This window comes from Actinoplanes sp. NPDC051343 (assembly GCF_044455125.1).
Lineage (GTDB): Bacteria > Actinomycetota > Actinomycetes > Mycobacteriales > Micromonosporaceae > Actinoplanes.
In genome coordinates this window covers 1-16,002 of record NZ_JBITEL010000019.1, presented here as the reverse complement: position 1 = coordinate 16,002, position 16,002 = coordinate 1, and the positions used below count along the sequence as shown (strand labels likewise).

The following is a 16,002-nucleotide window of genomic DNA, read 5'->3' as shown; positions in this document are numbered from 1 at the left end:
AACGGCCGAACAGATAGCTCAGCGTGACCTGAGTGGGGCCTGAGATCGCACATCCGGTCCTCGGCTCACACCCCATGCGCGACGTACGATTCGCGCATGGGGGGTGCTGGGCTGGACGGCCTATCGGGCTGGGCGACGCTGGTGCGCGCCCCGAACCCGGGGCCGATGACCCTGGACGGCACAAATACTTGGGTGCTGCGCGCGCCCGGCCACGAGCGGGCGGTGGTGGTCGATCCGGGTCCGCTGGACGAGGGACATCTCGCCCGGATCGTCGAACTCGGGCCGTTTGAGTTCATTCTTGTCACTCACGGTCACCACGACCACGTCGAGGGCGTTGCCCGCCTGTCCGAGCTGCTGGGTGGCACGCCGGTTCGGTCCGGCGAGGCCCGGCTGACGACGAACGGGCTCGACATTCGAGTTCTGGACACACCCGGCCATACCGCCGATTCGGTGTGTTTTCTGGTCGAATGCGGGAACGAGCAGGTGATGCTGACCGGCGACACGCTCCTCGGCCGCGGCACCACGGTCGTGGCGAAGCCCGACGGCGACCTGGGTGACTACCTGCGTAGCCTCGACGTGCTCGCCGCGTACGGGAAGGTTTTGATGTTGCCGGGCCATGGCCCGGTCCGCACCGACGTCGCCGCCGTCGCCGACGAATACCGGGAACATCGCCGGGAGCGGTTGGCGCAGGTCGAGGCCGCGATGGCCGCCGGGGCGGACACTCCGGAGAAAGTGGTTGATCTCGTCTATCCCGGGATCGAACCGCGGCTGCGTTTCGCGGCCGAGTGGTCGGCCGCCGCCCAACTGGATTATCTGCGTCACAAAAATCGGGAATCAGGAACACCGCCCGACGGGTTGGATCGGCTGTGACCTGTCCCGTGTGTGGAACCGTCGCCGTGCCCGGCGCCCGCTTCTGCCACAACTGCGGTGCCGCCCTGCCGGCCGCTGCCACTCTGCCGGCGGCCGAGCGACGAATTGTGACCGTGCTCTTCGGTGACCTGTCCGATTTCACCTCCTGGTCGGAAGATCTCGACCCGGAGCGGGTCGGCGCGGTGACCGACCGCGTGCTGGCCGCGCTGGCCGGAGCGGTGAAGACCTTCGGTGGCCATGTCGACAAGCTGACCGGCGACGGCATCATGGCCGTCTTCGGCGCCCCGGTGGCCCATGAGGACGATGCCGAGCGCGCGGTTCGCGCCGCCCTGAGCATGCAGCGCGCGGTGCGCCGGGTGCTCGACGACGAACGCGGCGGCGGTGCCCCGCTCGGCCTGCGCATCGGCGTCAACACCGGCGAGGTGGTGGCCGGCATCCAGGCCGGCATCGAATACACGGTCATCGGCGACACGGTCAACACGGCCGCGCGGTTCGCGGATGCGGCCGCGGTCGGTGCGGTCTACGCCGGTGCGCGCACCAGCGGCGGCACCCGGCATGTGGCTTCCTGGCGGCAACTGCGGCCGCTGCGCCTCAAGGGCAAGCGCGAGCCGGTGCCGGCCTACGAACTGCTCGGGCTGCACGACGCCCCGGGCACCCGCTCGGGCCTGGGCGACGAGGCGCCGTTCGTCGGGCGCGAGACCGAACTCGGCCGGGTCGCCGGGCGGCTCGCCGAGGCGATCGACGCCGGCACGTCGCGGGTCATGGTGATGACCGCGGAGGCCGGCATCGGCAAATCGCGCTTCGCGGGCGAGGTCAAGCGGCTCGCCGCCGGCTACGACGTCGGCAACGGACGGTACGCCAACCACACCGGTGCCCGGGTTCTGCGCGTACGCTGCCGCGCCTTCGGTGAGCGGCGAAGGTTCGCGCCCCTGGCCGACCTGGTGCGCAAGTCGGTCGGCCTGCCCAAGGACGTCGTCTCCACGGTCGGCCGCACGGTCGTCGAGGAGCGGCTGCGCAAGCTGGCCAACCGGCTGTCCCGGGACGGCGAGACCCCGCACATCGACATCGACCGCCTGCTCGGACTGCTCGGCTACGGTGACGCCCCGGCCAACCCGGTCGGGCCGGCCGCGGCCGCCGACTGGCAGCCCGCCGCCAAGCGGGCCGACGCCGACGCGATCTCCAACGCGGTCGCCGAACTGCTCACCGCGCTGGCCGCCGAAGCGCCGCTGGTGGTCATCGTGGACGACCTGCACGATGCGACCGCGTCGACGGTGGACGCGCTCGGCCGCACGCTGTCACGCCTCGAAGGACCGGTCGTGGTGCTGCTGCTCGGACGCCCCGAGCTGGTGCGTACGGCCGGGGCGCTGACCCGGCTCGCCGACGCCGAGGTGCACACGCTGCCCCCGCTGCGGGGTGCCGACGCGTCCCGCCTGCTCACCTCCTATCTCAACGGCGGCAAACTGCCGCAGCCGGACAACGACCGGCTGCTGGCGACCGCCCAGGGCAACCCGTTCTACCTGGCCGAGATGGTCACGCTGCTGATGGAGCGGGGCGCGCTGACCCCGGCCGTCGGCGCCAACGCGGCCGGCAAATGGCAGCTCGCCGCCGGATCGCTCGGCAGCCAGCTGCTCTCCCGTGACCTGGCCGCGGTGCTCGCCGCGCGCATCGACGCGCTGCCGGCCGAGCCGCGGTCGGTGCTGCGGGACGCGGCCGTGGTCGGCGACGCCGTGCCGACCGGGGTGATCGAGGCGCTGCGGGAGCGGCGCGCGGCCAGCGACGCCCGGCCGGGTGCGGTCGCCGCGGTCGAGCTCGAGCGCGCGATCGACGAGCTGCTCCAGCGCCGCATGCTGCACCGGATGCGCGGCGGCTATGCCTTCACGACACCTCTCATGCGCGAGGCGGCGTACTCGGGCATCGGCAAGGCCGACCTGGCCGACCGGCACGCCTACCTGGCGACCTGGGCCGCCCCGGAAACCGTCGACCGGCTCGGCTACGACGGCGCCAGCCGCCTGAGCCTGACCGAGAGCGAACGGGACAACTTCGTCGCGACCCATGCCGAATGTGCGGTCGAGCTGGCCGACGCCGTACGCCTGAGGCCGGAAGCGGCCGTCCGCGATGTCGCCCCGCTGGGTGTCGCCGCGCTGGGCCGCCTGGCCCGGCGGGCACTGGCCAACATCGAGCCGACCGCCTCGATCGAATATGCCGAGCGGGCTTCGGCGTTGGCCAAGGACGCTCTGCCGCTGGCCGACCAGCTGGTGCACGCGCGTGCCCTGCTGCGCCTCGGCCGCACCGAGGAGGCGCTGGCCTACGGCGAAAAGATCTCGCTGCACGCCGACGACGATCCGGTGGCCAAGGCGGAAGCCCTGCTGGTGATCGGGCGGGCCCAGGAGGCGCTCGGCGATCCCGGTCAGGCGGCCGCCGCCTGGCAGGAGGCTCTCGAGGTGGCGACCGAGGCCGAACTGCTGCCGGAGCGGGCCAACGCGATGCGCCGGCTCGGCATGGCCGACTTCCTCGGCGGGCGGCTGAGCCAGGCGAGCAGCCGGTTCGCCGCGGCCTACCAGGTGACGCTGGCCGCCGGTGACCGGCACGGCCAGGCCTGGGCGCTGCAAAACCTGGCCTGGGTGACCACCACCCGAGGCGACTTCGCCGGCACCGACGCGGTGCTCGGGCGGGCGGCCCGGCTCTTCGCCGAGCTGGGTGACCCGGTCGGGCGCTCGTGGCTGCGCGGCACGACCGCGTTCGCGCGGCTGCTCGCCGGGCGGCTGGCCGAGGCGCGCCGGCTGGCCCGGGTGTTCTTGCCGTTCGGCGACCGGGTCGGTGAGGCGTGGGCGGTCGGCACGCTGCGCGCGGTCGAGGCGTACGCGGCGGCCGAGCTGGGCGAACTGGGCGAGGCCGACAGCCAGGCCCGGCGGGCCTACCGCGACTTCAACGCGGTCGGCGACGACTGGGGCCGCGGGCTCGCGCTGGTCGTGCGGGGTGCGATCGCGCGCGGTCTCGGCGAGCTCGACCACGCCTATGACCTGCTCACCGACGCGCTCGGCTACGCCGATCGCACCGGGCACCCGCTGCTGCTGGGCATGGCGGGCACGATGCGCGGCTTCGTGGCGCTGCAGCGGGGTGACTTCGCCGGGGCCGAGGCCGACGCGCGCCGGGTGATGACCTCGGTCGAGCCGCACAACCCGCTGGCCCCGGCCCAGGTCGGGCCCCGGGTGCTGCTGGCCGAGGCGCGGCTGCGGGCCGGTGACGCGACGACCGCGATCGGGCTGCTCGCGCCGATCGCCGGCGACACGGCGCCCTCGCTGCTGTTCTCGCGGCGGCAGGCGCTCGCGTCGTACGCGTCGGCCCTGCTCGCCGACGACCGGATCGAGTCGGCGCTGACCTGGATCAGCCGGGCCCGTGAGGTGCCGGCCGAGGACGTACGCAGTGAGGTGCTGGCCGCGATGGTCCAGGCGCGGGTGCTGGCCGCGGCCGGCATGTGCGACCAGGCCCGCGCGGCGGCCGAGGAGGCGGTCCACCTGGCGTACGGGACCGAACAGGTGAGCGAACGGGCCGGGGCGGAGGAACTGCGCGACACCCTGGCGGTGGCCGCGATCGACCCCAGCCCGGCGGAAACTGTCGCCTACGCGTCTGACCGGCCCGGATGATCAGCCGCTCTCCTGGCGTATTTTTTGTCTCATGACGGAGACCACGCCCGGAGCCTTGCCCGTGCCGTACGTGCCGGGCATGTCCGGCCTGTCGGTCATGGCCCGCGGGGGATACGCCACCGTCTTCCGGGCCACGCAGGATTCGGTCGGCCGCGAGGTCGCCATCAAGGTGGAAAACCGCCGCCTGGAGACCAATCGCGACCAGGCCCGGTTTCTGCGTGAGGCGCGGGCGGCCGGGCGCATGTCGTCGCACCCGCACGTCGTCGACCTGTTCGACGTCGGGGTCACGGTCGACCAGCACCCCTACCTGATCATGGAGCTGTGCGACGGGTCGTACCTCGATCGGATGAGGGTGAAGCCGCTCGACGCCGTCGAGACCCGCGACATCGGCATCAAGCTGGCCGACGCGCTGGTCCACTCGCATGCCAACGGCGTGCTGCACCGCGACGTGAAACCGGCCAACATCCTCTATTCGCACTTCAACACGGCCGTGCTGGCCGACTTCGGGCTGGCCGTGCTGGCCGAGATGCGCGACTCGTCGGTGACCCTCGAGGTGCTCACCCCGGCCTACGCGCCGCCCGAGATGTTCCGGCACGACGAGCCGTCCGGCGCCGCCGACGTCTACGCGCTGTGCGCCACGCTCTACGCGGTCATGCGCGGGCGGCCGCCCCGCTGGGACACCGACCGCAGCCCCAGCCTGATCACGCTGATGGACCTGTTCAACCAGCCGATCCCCGACCTGCCCGGGGTGCCGGGCGCGCTGCTCGACGTGCTGCGGTGGGGGATGGCCAACGACGCGCGGTCCCGGCCGACGGCCGAGCAGCTGCGGGAACTGCTCACCGGCGTACAGCTGGGGCCCGGCCGGTCGGCCGGACCTTCGAGTTCCTTCCCGGGATCGTCCTTTGTCCCGCCGCCGCGGCTGTACGACACGGGCGACAACACTCCGACCGTGCACGCCCCGATCAAGCAGCCGCGCCGCAAGCGGCTCTTCGGCCTATTCGGGGTCCAGGACCGCTAGCAGCTCGCCGGTGTCGACCTCGGCGCCCGGACGCACGGGCAGCGACGCCACCACTCCGGCGCTCGGCGCGTGCACCGGGTGCTCCAGCTTCATCGCCTCCAGCGTGAGCAGCAGTTCGCCGGCGCGCACCCGCTGGCCGGGCACAACCAGCACCCGCCGGACCGCGCCGGGCAGCGGGGCGATCAGCGAACCCTCGGCCGCCTCGGGGGCGGGCAGCGGGAAACGGGACACCTCGCGCAGCCCGACCGAACCCTCCGGGCTGTCCACGTAGGAGACCTCACCGACCCGGTGCACGTTGAACGTCAGCCGGATGCCGTTGACGTCCAGCACCACCTTCTCGTCGCTGGCGAGCACGACCACGGTCCGTGGATGGTCGTCGACCACCGGCGCCTGCCCGAGGCCGGCGAGGTCGAGCTCCTCCGGGTCGACCGCGCGCATCCACCAGCCCGACAGCTCGCCGTGCCGGTTCATCCGGTAGCCGACCTCGACCGGCCCGACCGGGCCGTCGTAGACCGCGGTCTGCCAGCCCGACGGCACGTTGCGCCAGCCGGAGGGCAGAGATCCGAGCACCGGGGCGGTCGCGCGCCGTCCGGCGGCGCCGGCCAGCGCCGCGGCCAGGCACGAGATGCGTACGGCGTCGACGGTGCTCAGCAGCGGCGCGAACACCTCGGGATGCTTGTCGAGAAAACCGGTGTCCACGTCACCGGTCCGGAAGATGTGATGCCGGAGGACCCGGACGAGCAGGTCGCGGTTAGCGACCACGCCGTGCAATTGGGTACGCGTGAGCGCCGACGCCAGCATCCGGGCCGCTTCCTGCCGCGTGGGCGCCCAGGCGACCAGCTTGGCCAGCGTCGAGTCGCGGTGCACGCCGACCGTCGAACCGTCCACCACCCCGGCGTCCAGCCGCAGCCCGGGCTGGGCCAGCGGGCGGAACGCCCCAGCCACGTCGGGCACCTGGAAGCGGTGCAGGGTGCCGGTGGCGGGGAGCCAGGCGTACGCCGGATCCTCGGCGCAGATCCGCACCTCGATGGCGTGCCCGCGGATCGGCGGCGGCCCCGGCATCGGCAGGCTGCCGCCCTCCGCCACCAACAGCTGGAGACGGACCATGTCGTAGCCGGAGACGCACTCGGTGACCGCGTGCTCGGCCTGCAGGGTCGGCGTGAGCTCGAGGAACCAGAAGTCGCCGTCCGCGTCGAGCAGGAACTCGACCGCGCCGGCGCCGACGTAGCCGATCGCCCGTACGGCCACCACGGCGGCCCGGCACAGCTGCTCGCGCAGGATCGGGTCGACGGCCGGGGACGGCGTCTCCTCGATGATCTTCTGGTAGCGGCGCTGGATCGAGCACTCGCGTTCGCCGAACGGGATCACCGCGCCGTGCTCGTCGGCGATGATCGGGATCTCGATGTGCCGCACGTTCTCGACGTACGGCTCGCAGTAGACGTCGTCGCCGACCTCGCGCCGGGTCTGCGCGATCGCCTCGGCCAGCGTCGAGGCGTCCCGGACCACCCGCATGCCGGTCCCGCCGGTGCCGCCCTCCGGCTTGATCAGCACCGGGAACGAGGTCACCTCGGACGGGTCGGTGAACGTCGGCAGCACCGGCACGTGCGCCTCAGCCACGATGTCCTTGGTCTCGGTCTTGCTGCGCAACGTGCCGAGCGTCTTGGCGGGCGCGCCGACCCAGATCATCCCGGCGTCGGCGACCGCGGCCGCGAACTCCGGGTCCTCGGCCAGCATCCCGATGCCGGGGTGGATGGCGTTCGCCCCGGAACGCTGCGCCGCCACGATCAGCAGATCGCCGCGTACGTACGCGCTGCGCGCCGAACCGTCCAGGCGGACCGCGTAGTCGGCCTCGGCAACGTGCGGGGCGTCCGCGTCGGCGTCGGAGTAGACGGCGACGGTCTCGATGCCGACCAGGCGGCAGGTGGCGAACACCCGGCGGGCTATCTCGCCTCGGTCCGCTACCAAGAGACGTCGGATCACTGGTCAACCTTTCCGGGTCGGAATACGCCGACGTGCCGAGCACCCTCGACCACCGCGCTGTGCACGGCGGACAGGCAGATGCCGAGCACTGTGCGGGTGTCGCGAGGGTCGATGACGCCGTCGTCGTCCTTCTCGCCGGCGCCGTTGTCGTTCTCGACCGGCCAGCTGAAGACGAAGCGTGGCTCGTCGACGCCGTCCGGCACCGCGGCGCCGCCGACGAGCAGCACCAGGTGCGGGACGGTCGACTTGGCCAGCGCGTGCACCAGCGGGGCGGCCTGCTCCTCGCGGCCCGGTGGCCCGGGGTGGCGCAGGAACAGCAGCGACGTGTCGGCGGCGTTGGCGAGCTGGATGAAATGCACGGCCTTCTGGGTCTCGGCCGGGGTGAATTCGGCGCCCACGTTGGCGAGCACGGCCACCGGGTAGCCGTGCAGTTCGCCCCAGCCGGTCACCAGCGCGGTGCCCTGGGCCGGTTTGAACTCGTCGAAGTCGCTGTCGTCGAGGATCCGGGCGAGGACCTCGCGCGGGTCGAACAGGGTTCCCGGGTCGACGTCGGCCATGGTCAGCAGGTCGTCGGGGGCGTACTTGGGCCGGGGCGGCGGGAAGTTCCGCGGGCCGGGTCCGCGCTTGCGCCAGTTGAGGCGGCGTACGCACTGGCGGGCCAGCCGCAGGGCGTCCCGTTCGTCCTCGGCCAGCTGGTCGGCCGGACCGTCGGCTTCCTCGCCCGTCGGCTGCGGCGCGATGGTGACCGTGCGGACCGGCCCACGCACCATGATCGTGTAGTCGGAGAGCGCGGGCAGATACGCCGCGTCACCGGTGGTCGCGCCGAAGACTACGCAGATGGTGGGAACCCGCTCGGCGGCCAGCCGGCTCAGGTCGCGGGCGATGCCGCCGCCGGGTGCCGCCTCGGGCGCGTCCTCGGCCGCCGATTCGACCAGGGTCACCAGTGGCAGGCGGTTGATCGAGGAGATCCGGGCAGCCCGGCGGATCTTGGTCAGGGCGTACGCGTTGACCGCGCCCCCGGCGACCGTCGGGTCGTTGGCGACCAGCACGCACTCGACGCCCTCGACCACGCCGAGGCCGGTGACCACGCCCGCGCCGGCCGGCACCTCGGTGCCCCAGGCCGCGACCGGCGACAGCTCGAGGAACGGGCTGTCCTGGTCGAGCAGCATCTCGACGCGCTCGCGGGGCAGCAGCTTGCCTCGCGCGTGGTGCCGGGTCACGGCCTTCTCGCCGCCGCCCGCGCGGGCCTGGTCGAGGGCCGCCTCGAGCCGGACCAGCCGCTCGAGCGTGGCGCCGCGCCGGTGAAGGTAACCGGGGTTGCGCGGGTCCAGGGCGGTGTCGAGCACGGTCACGTCGGCACCCCGATGCGGAGTACGCCCCCCTGCATGTTCAAAGCCGCAACCTCTCGTGTCCGCCGGTGCCTCTCGACCACCTCCGTAACGAGCGGCTGAGTAGGTGCGACACGGATTCAGTTGCGCGCGCTTTGTCGCCTTTTCAGGGGTAATGAACGCCTTCTAGGGGCTGCCCATGTGGGCAGCCCCTAGAAGGTCCTTCTGACGTCAGACGCGAGCCCGGCGGGCGAGCCGCTCCGGGTCCAGGATGATCACGCTCTTGCCGTCGAGTCGGAGCCAGGCGCGCGAGGCGAAGTCGGCCAGCGCCTTGTTGACCGTCTCGCGGGAGGCGCCCACCAGCTGGGCCAACTCCTCCTGGGTGAGGTCGTGGGTGACGCGCAACACACCGCCGTCGCGGGTGCCGAACCGGCCCGCCATCTGCAGCAGGTTTTTAGCGACCCGCCCCGGCACGTCGGTGAAGATCAGGTCGGCCAGCGCGTCGTTGGTGCGCCGAAGCCGGCGGGCCAGCACCCGCAGCAGCTGCTCGGCGATCTCCGGGCGGTTGTTGAGCCAGGGCCGGAGCGACGTCTTCTTGAGCCGGGCCATCCGGGCATCGGTCACCGCGGTCGCGGTCGCCGTGCGCGGACCCGGGTCGAACAGGGAGAGCTCGCCGACCATGTCCGACGGACCCATGATCGAAACGAGGTTCTGCCGGCCGTCGGCCGCCCGGCGGCCCAGCTTGATCTTGCCTGAGAGGACGATGTAGAGACTGTCTCCGGCCTCGCCCTCGTTGAACAGGACGTCGCCCTTACGGACTTCGACCGTGTCCATCTCCTTGGCGAGCGCCTCGGCGGCCTCCGGGTCGACACCCTGGAAGATTCCGCTGCGCGCCAGTACCTCATCCATGCCCGCACCTCCGAACACGCGCAACGCTTGCGCTCGATCAGTCTAGGCGCACGCGGGCGAGAATCGGGCGGCCACCCCTTGATCCAGATACCGGAGGGTAACCGCTTCGGTCGTGACGGCCAGTATTAATCGGGCCCCTCGGCGGGGTCGTACAAGCCATTCGACGGTCGTCCGCGATCGCTACCCGACGGTATCGTCACCGTCGATGAATTCCCAGCCCCGGCCCCATTTCGGGCGCGCCGTCCCGACTGTCGGGCTTCCGGTCGGGCATCGCATCGACGTCGATATGTGAAAGGCGTTCAGTCCGATTACCGACGCACCCGGTCGGTGATCGTTCCTGTCGTAGGTCCGACGTACTCTTTACCGGTGACTGTGGTGGGGCGATCGGCGCTGGAGAAATCGGCCCGGAGATTCGCGGGGGAGACACCGATCGGGCGCAAGCGACGCGCGCGCAAGATGGCGCGCATCCTCACCGACACCCACCCCGACGCACACTGCGAGCTCGACTTCACGACGCCGCTCGAGCTGGCGGTCGCGACGGTCCTCTCCGCGCAGACCACCGACGTGCGGGTCAACCAGGTCACCCCGACGCTGTTCAAGCTCTACCCGACCGCGGCCGACTACGCGGCGGCCGACCGCACCGCGCTCGAGGAACTGCTGCGGCCGACCGGGTTCTTCCGGGCCAAGACCGACTCGGTGATGAAGCTCGGCCAGGCGCTCGTCGAGAAGTACGACGGGGTGCTGCCCGACCGGCTCGACCGGCTGGTCGAGCTGCCCGGCATCGGCCGCAAGACGGCCAACGTGATCCTCGGCAACGCGTTCGGCGTTCCCGGCATCACCGTCGACACCCACTTCCGCCGGCTCACCAACCGCTTCGGCTGGGTGCACGAGGAAGACCCGGTCAAGATCGAGTTCCAGGTCGCCGACCTGATCGAGAAGCGCGACTGGACGATGCTGTCGCACCGGGTGATCTTCCATGGCCGCCGGGTCTGCCACGCCCGCAAGCCCGCCTGCGGCGCGTGCACGCTGGCCGCGCTCTGCCCGTCGTACGGCACCGGCCCGACCGAGGCGGCCGCCGCGGCCAAGCTGCTCAAGGGCCCGCGGGCGCGCGAACTGGCGGTGGCCGCCGGCGTCGACCCCGAGCTCGTGCCGACCGCGGCCGTGCTGGCCCCGGAAGCCCCGTGAGGCCAGCGGGCCCGGCCCGGCCGCCCTCGGGGCGGCCACCTGCCGTACGGCGGTGGGTCGCCGGGCCGGCCGCCCTGGTGCTCGCCCTCGCCGGGGGCGCCTGCTCGGGCAAGGGCGACGACGACACGCCCTCGCCGTTCGCCGACTGCTCGGCGATCACGGCCGCGCCGTCCGCGGCGCCCGCCGCGGCACCGACCGACCTACCCGATCTGCGGCTGCCCTGCTTCACCGGAGGCAAGCAGGTCGCGCTCACCGAGATCAAAGGGCCCGCCGTGATCAACTTCTGGGCCTCCTGGTGCGGGCCGTGCCGCACCGAACTGCCGGTCATCCAGGCGCTCGCCACCTCCAACGCCGGGAAGCTGACCGTGCTCGGGGTCGACACCGGCGACCGGCGCGAGGCCGGTGCGTCGTTCGCCGCCGCCAAGCAGGTCACGATGCCCAACCTGTTCGACCCCGACCAGACGCTGTTCGCCGCGCTGGCCGGGCAGGGGCTGCCGATGACCGTCTTCGTCGACCGGAGCGGCCGCCGCACGATCTACCGGGCGCCCCTCACCGACAAGACGCTGCCCGACCAGGTGCACGCCCACACCGGAGTGACGGTGGCCCGGTGAGCGGCGGTCAGGTGGTCGAGCGGCCGGCCGATCTGCCGGACTGGCTCGACCCGCTGCTCGGGCGGGTCGCGTCGTTGCGTACCGAAGACTTCTCCGCCCTGCAGGCGCCGGCCGGCGCCGGCCGGCCCAGCGCGGTCCTTGTCCTGTTCGGCGAAAGCGACGAGGCCGGCCCCGATCTGCTCGTGCTGCAGCGGGCGGCGACCATGCGCAACCACGCCGGCCAGCCCGCGTTCCCAGGCGGCGGCACCGACCCGGACGATGCCGACGCGGTCGCCACCGCGCTGCGCGAGGCCCGCGAAGAGGTCGGACTCGACCCGGCCAGCGTCGAGGTGCTCGCCCGGCTGCCCGAGCTCTACATCCCGGTCAGCTCGTTCGTGGTGACGCCGGTGCTGGCCTGGTGGCGCCGCCCGCACCCGGTCCACCCGTGTCAGCCGGCCGAGGTCGCGCACGTCGCCCGGCTGCCGATCAGTGAACTCGTCGACCCGGAGAACCGTATCCGGGTGCGGCACCGCAGTGGTTGGATCGGACCGGCGTTCCAGGTTCGCGGCATGCTCGTCTGGGGCTTCACGGCAGGGGTGATCTCGACATTGCTCGACATCGGTGGCTGGTCCCGGCCCTGGCAGCCGGGGCGCTTGGTGGAATTGCCGGACGCCCCGGTTCCGGCCACGCGGGGCGGCGCGCCCGACGAGGTGCTGCCATGATCTCGGGGTGGTCCCGCGTCTCTACGCTGAGTGAGTGTCCGTGGTCGATGGCATCCTGATCCTGCTCATGCTGATCTTCGCGATCAGCGGCTACCGGCAGGGGTTCGTCATCGGCGCCCTGTCGTTCGGCGGTTTCTTCAGCGGCGTGCTCATCGGCCTGCAGGTCGGCCCGCTGCTCGCCGACCGGTTCAGCGACAGCACCGCCCGCCTGGTGGTCTCGCTCGTGGCGATCTTCGCGCTGGCGGTGCTCGGCCAGACCCTGGCGGGCTGGCTCGGCACCCACCTGCGGCGTGCCATCTCCAGCCCGCCACTGCAAAAGGTCGACGACCTCGGCGGGGCGTTCATCTCGCTGGTCGCGGTGCTGCTGGTGGCCTGGCTGATCGCGGTGCCGCTCGCGTCGACGCCGTTCCCCGGGCTCAACAAGGCGGTGCGCAGCAGCGCGATCCTCGGCGGCATCAACAGCGTGATGCCCGAGCAGGCCCAGGCCCTCTCGTCGGCCCTGCGCGACACCCTCGACACCAGCGGCTTCCCCAACGTGCTCGGCGGCCTCGCCCCGACCAACGCCAAGGAGGTCGCGGCGCCCGACCCCAAGCTGGCCGGCTCCGAGGTCGTGCAGAAGGCCAAGAAGTCGGTGCTCAAGGTGCTGGGCACGGCACCGAGTTGCTCGCGGCGCATCGAGGGTTCCGGCTTCGTGTACGCGCCGGAGCGCATCATGACCAACGCGCACGTGGTCGCCGGCACGCGTGAACTGGTGGTCGAGGACAACGGCGACCGGCTCGACGGCACGGTCGTGGTGTACGACCCCGAGCGCGACCTCGCGGTGATCTACGTGCCCGGCCTCAAGGCGCCGGTGATGCCGTTCGCGCCCAAGGCGGCGGCCAGCGGGGCCAACGCGATCGTGCTCGGCTATCCGCAGGACGGGCCGTACGACGCGCAGTCGGCCCGGGTCCGCGACGCCAACGAACTGCCCGGCCGCGACATCTACGACCAGAACGACATCACCCGCGACATCTACACGATCCGGTCGCTGGTGCGCAGCGGCAACTCGGGCGGCCCGCTGATCACGCCGGGCGGCCAGGTGCTGGGCGTGATCTTCGCGGCGGCAGCCGACGACCGCAACACCGGCTTCGCACTGACCGCGCGGGAGGCGGCGCCGATCGCCCAGCAGGGCGCCACGCGCACCCGGGGCGTACAGACCGGCGGCTGCGCCTAGCCAGGGTCGGAGTTCAGGTCGCGCTGGAGAAACGGCGGATCGTCAGCAGCGCGGCCAGCGCGGAGAGCAGGAAGAGGATCGCGGCGGCCCACCAGCCGTGCCGGATCGGGCCGGCCGCCCGGATCGTCGGGGCGCTGCCGCTGCCGGCGTCGGCCAGAGCGGGCGGGCGCCGCACGTTGCCGACCGCGTCGTCGGGCGCCGACTGGGCCTGGCCCGAGACCGGGGCCGCGCCGAAGCGGGCGATGCCCGGCGGGGGTGACGTGTCGAGCGGGTTGTCGATGACCGCCGGGACGTCGGCGGTCAGCGCGCCGGTCGGGTTGACCAGGCCGAAGCCGTACACCGGGTCGCGGCCCGCCGGACCCAGGTCCTTCGCCGTGCGGGTGATGCGGTTGATGACCTCGCCGGCCGGCATCGTCGGCCACCGGGAGCGGATCAGCGCCGCGGTGCCGGTCACCATCGGGGCGGCGAAGCTGGTGCCCTGCACCTTCCAGTAGCCGCCCGGGCGGGCGCCGACCAGGTCGGTCGCGGGCGCCGCCACCACCGTCTCCGGGCCGGTGATCGAGCCCGGCCAGAGGGTGTTGCCGGCCCGGTCGGTGCCGGCCACCGCGATCACGCCCGGCTCGCGGGCCGGGTACCACACCTGGTCGTTCGTGGAGGCGCTCGTGTTGCCGGTGCAGGCGACCACCACGACGTCCTTGGCGAACGCGTAGTCGAGGGCCGCGGCCAGCGCCGGACTGCTGCCGTTGCCGCCGAGCGAGAGATTGATGACCTTGGCGCCGTGGTCGACCGCCCAGCGGACGCCCTTGGCCACGATGATCGCGTCGTTGTAGCGGTTTTCCTCGTTGAGCACGCGGATCGGCAGGATCTTGGCCTTGGGGGCGATGCCGATGACCCCGGCGTTGTCGTCGCCCCGGCCCGCGATGATCGCCGAGACCGTGGTGCCGTGGCCGACCAGGTCGGTGTCGCCGTCGTCCTTCGGGTCGACCAGGTCGAGGCCGGGCAGCACCTGGCCCTTGAGGTCGGGGTGGTCGGCGTCCACCCCCGAGTCGATGACCGCCACGGTGATGCCCGCGCCTTCGGCATAGACCCAGGCGCCCGGCACATTCAGCGTCTTGAGGTGCCACTGCTCCTCGCGGACCGAGTCGCCGACCAGCGGGTTGGGGTCGACGTCGGGCGACGGGACGGCCTTGGCCGGGCCGGCGGTGAGGCCGAGTGCGAGGAACCCGGCCGTGACGGCGGAACCCCATCGACGGGAGATCAGCAACGCTCACCGCCGCCGGGTATGACACGGCGCGCCCTGCCGGGCCGGCAAGTCAAATGCGCAGCACTCACGGGTCGCATCGCCAATCCTGATCCTGGATGGTCGATGCAGATTACTCCGAAATCGCGCCGCGGCGCCCTTATCGGTCGATGGTTATCGCACAGCCAGTGCGTCGGTTTCCGCGGTCCTAGAACGGTGGTAGATGGGCAAGCTGTACCAATCGGACACCCTCGCGGCGGGTGATCAGTCGTCCGCGGCCGGGCGGCATCGGCGTCGGCCGGACGTTGCCGATCAGCGCGCCCTCGTCGGGGGACCCCGACATCACCAGACCGGGCGCGGAGAGCTCGCGCAGCCGCTGGATCACCGGCTCGAACAGGGCCCGGCCGGCGCCGCCCGAGCGCCGGGTCAGCACCAGGTGCAGGCCGACGTCGCGGGCCTGCGGCAGATATTCGAGCAGCGGGGTGAGCGGGTTGGTCGGGCCGGCCACGACCAGGTCGTAGTCGTCGACCAGGACGAACAGTTCGGGTCCGGTCCACCAGGAACGGTCGCGCAGCTGCTGGGCGGTCACGTCCGGGCCGGGCAGGCGGCGTTCCATGTAGCCGGCCACCGACTCCATCAACTCGAGCGACTTCTGGGCCTGGATGCCGTACCCGATGCGGTGCTCCGATTCGGGCATGTCCATGAGGCTGCGCCGGTAGTCGACCAGGATGATCCGGGCCTCCTCCGGTGCGTACTTCCGGATGATCGTGGTGGCCAGCGAGCGCAGGAACGACGACTTGCCCGACTCGGAGTCGCCGAACAGCAGGAAGTGCGGGTCGGAAGCGAAGTCGATCTCGACCTGCTTCAGGTCGGCCTCGGCGATGCCGATCGGCAGCCGCAGGCCGGTCGTGTGCTCGACGTCGAGCTCGGTGTAGGGCACCAGGGACGGCAGCATCCGCACCCGCGGCGCGACCGGGCCGTGCCAGCTGGTCGCGATGGCCTTGACCAGCGCCGCGGTGTCGTCCATCGTGCTCAGCTCGGGTCGCACGGTCAGCAGGTGCAGGCTCTTGTTCTTGTCCGCGGGGTGCTCGATGATGCCGCGGCCCGGCTTCTCGGGCACGGTCATCGCGGCCCGCCGGTTGATCAGCGAGTCGGTCGGGTCGCCGAGCCGCAGCTCGAGCCGGGAGCCGAACAGATCGCGGATCGCGGGGCGGAAGTCCATCCAGCGCGAGGTCGAGGCGACCACGTGAATGCCGTACGACAGGCCGCGGGTGGCGATGTCGGTGATGACCGGCTCGAGTTC

At 72.2% G+C, this 16,002-nt stretch carries 12 protein-coding genes; 7 read left to right on the top strand and 5 right to left on the bottom strand.

What is annotated here, in order from left to right:
- Positions 1–96: 96 nt before the first annotated feature.
- The 3 genes from ACIA5C_RS42775 to ACIA5C_RS42765 are packed head-to-tail and all read left to right on the top strand — an operon-like array spanning position 97 to position 5,532.
- Positions 97–870: an MBL fold metallo-hydrolase gene (locus ACIA5C_RS42775; protein ID WP_396065903.1), complete on the top strand. Its 774-nt coding sequence runs from the start codon at positions 97–99 to the stop codon at positions 868–870.
- Complete coding sequence (locus ACIA5C_RS42770; protein WP_396065901.1) at positions 867–4,514, top strand: adenylate/guanylate cyclase domain-containing protein; 3,648 nt, start codon at positions 867–869, stop codon at positions 4,512–4,514. The genes ACIA5C_RS42775 and ACIA5C_RS42770 overlap by 4 nt, the downstream gene beginning before the upstream one ends.
- Before the next feature lie 31 nt (positions 4,515–4,545).
- Positions 4,546–5,532: a serine/threonine-protein kinase gene (locus ACIA5C_RS42765; protein WP_396065899.1), complete on the top strand. Its 987-nt coding sequence runs from the start codon at positions 4,546–4,548 to the stop codon at positions 5,530–5,532.
- Here the strand turns inward: ACIA5C_RS42765 and ACIA5C_RS42760 are convergent.
- The 3 genes from ACIA5C_RS42760 to ACIA5C_RS42750 form a co-directional block, all read right to left on the bottom strand.
- Positions 5,509–7,512, bottom strand: coding sequence for an acetyl/propionyl/methylcrotonyl-CoA carboxylase subunit alpha (locus ACIA5C_RS42760; protein ID WP_396065897.1), 2,004 nt, complete (start codon positions 7,510–7,512; stop codon positions 5,509–5,511). The genes ACIA5C_RS42765 and ACIA5C_RS42760 overlap by 24 nt on opposite strands.
- Positions 7,509–8,864: a carboxyl transferase domain-containing protein gene (locus tag ACIA5C_RS42755; RefSeq protein WP_396065895.1), complete on the bottom strand. Its 1,356-nt coding sequence runs from the start codon at positions 8,862–8,864 to the stop codon at positions 7,509–7,511. Before ACIA5C_RS42755 ends, ACIA5C_RS42760 begins: the two co-directional genes overlap by 4 nt.
- A 207-nt stretch (positions 8,865–9,071) precedes the next feature.
- A complete protein-coding gene (locus tag ACIA5C_RS42750; RefSeq protein WP_203078383.1) occupies positions 9,072–9,749 on the bottom strand; it encodes a Crp/Fnr family transcriptional regulator in 678 nt (225 codons plus the stop codon).
- Between the two features lie 372 nt (positions 9,750–10,121).
- Between ACIA5C_RS42750 and nth the strand changes: the two genes are divergently transcribed.
- Genes nth through ACIA5C_RS42730 form a run of 4 tightly spaced genes read left to right on the top strand, consistent with a single transcriptional unit; the run spans position 10,122 to position 13,459 of the window.
- A complete protein-coding gene (gene nth, locus ACIA5C_RS42745; protein WP_396066167.1) occupies positions 10,122–10,934 on the top strand; it encodes an endonuclease III in 813 nt (270 codons plus the stop codon).
- Positions 10,931–11,545, top strand: a complete 615-nt coding sequence (locus ACIA5C_RS42740; RefSeq protein WP_396065893.1) for a TlpA family protein disulfide reductase — start codon at positions 10,931–10,933, stop codon at positions 11,543–11,545. The genes nth and ACIA5C_RS42740 overlap by 4 nt, the downstream gene beginning before the upstream one ends.
- A gap of 11 nt (positions 11,546–11,556) precedes the next feature.
- On the top strand, positions 11,557–12,246 hold the full coding sequence (locus ACIA5C_RS42735) for an NUDIX hydrolase (protein ID WP_396066165.1): 690 nt from the start codon (positions 11,557–11,559) through the stop codon (positions 12,244–12,246).
- Between the two features lie 34 nt (positions 12,247–12,280).
- Positions 12,281–13,459, top strand: coding sequence for a MarP family serine protease (locus tag ACIA5C_RS42730; protein WP_396065891.1), 1,179 nt, complete (start codon positions 12,281–12,283; stop codon positions 13,457–13,459).
- 13 nt (positions 13,460–13,472) lie between these two features.
- Here ACIA5C_RS42730 and mycP read toward each other — a convergent pair whose 3' ends face one another.
- Together mycP and eccCb are read right to left on the bottom strand one after the other, a co-directional pair.
- On the bottom strand, positions 13,473–14,723 hold the full coding sequence (mycP, locus tag ACIA5C_RS42725) for a type VII secretion-associated serine protease mycosin (RefSeq protein ID WP_396065889.1): 1,251 nt from the start codon (positions 14,721–14,723) through the stop codon (positions 13,473–13,475).
- 184 nt (positions 14,724–14,907) lie between these two features.
- The coding region (eccCb, locus tag ACIA5C_RS42720) for a type VII secretion protein EccCb (protein ID WP_396065887.1) at positions 14,908–16,002 on the bottom strand (1,095 nt) is incomplete at its 5' end.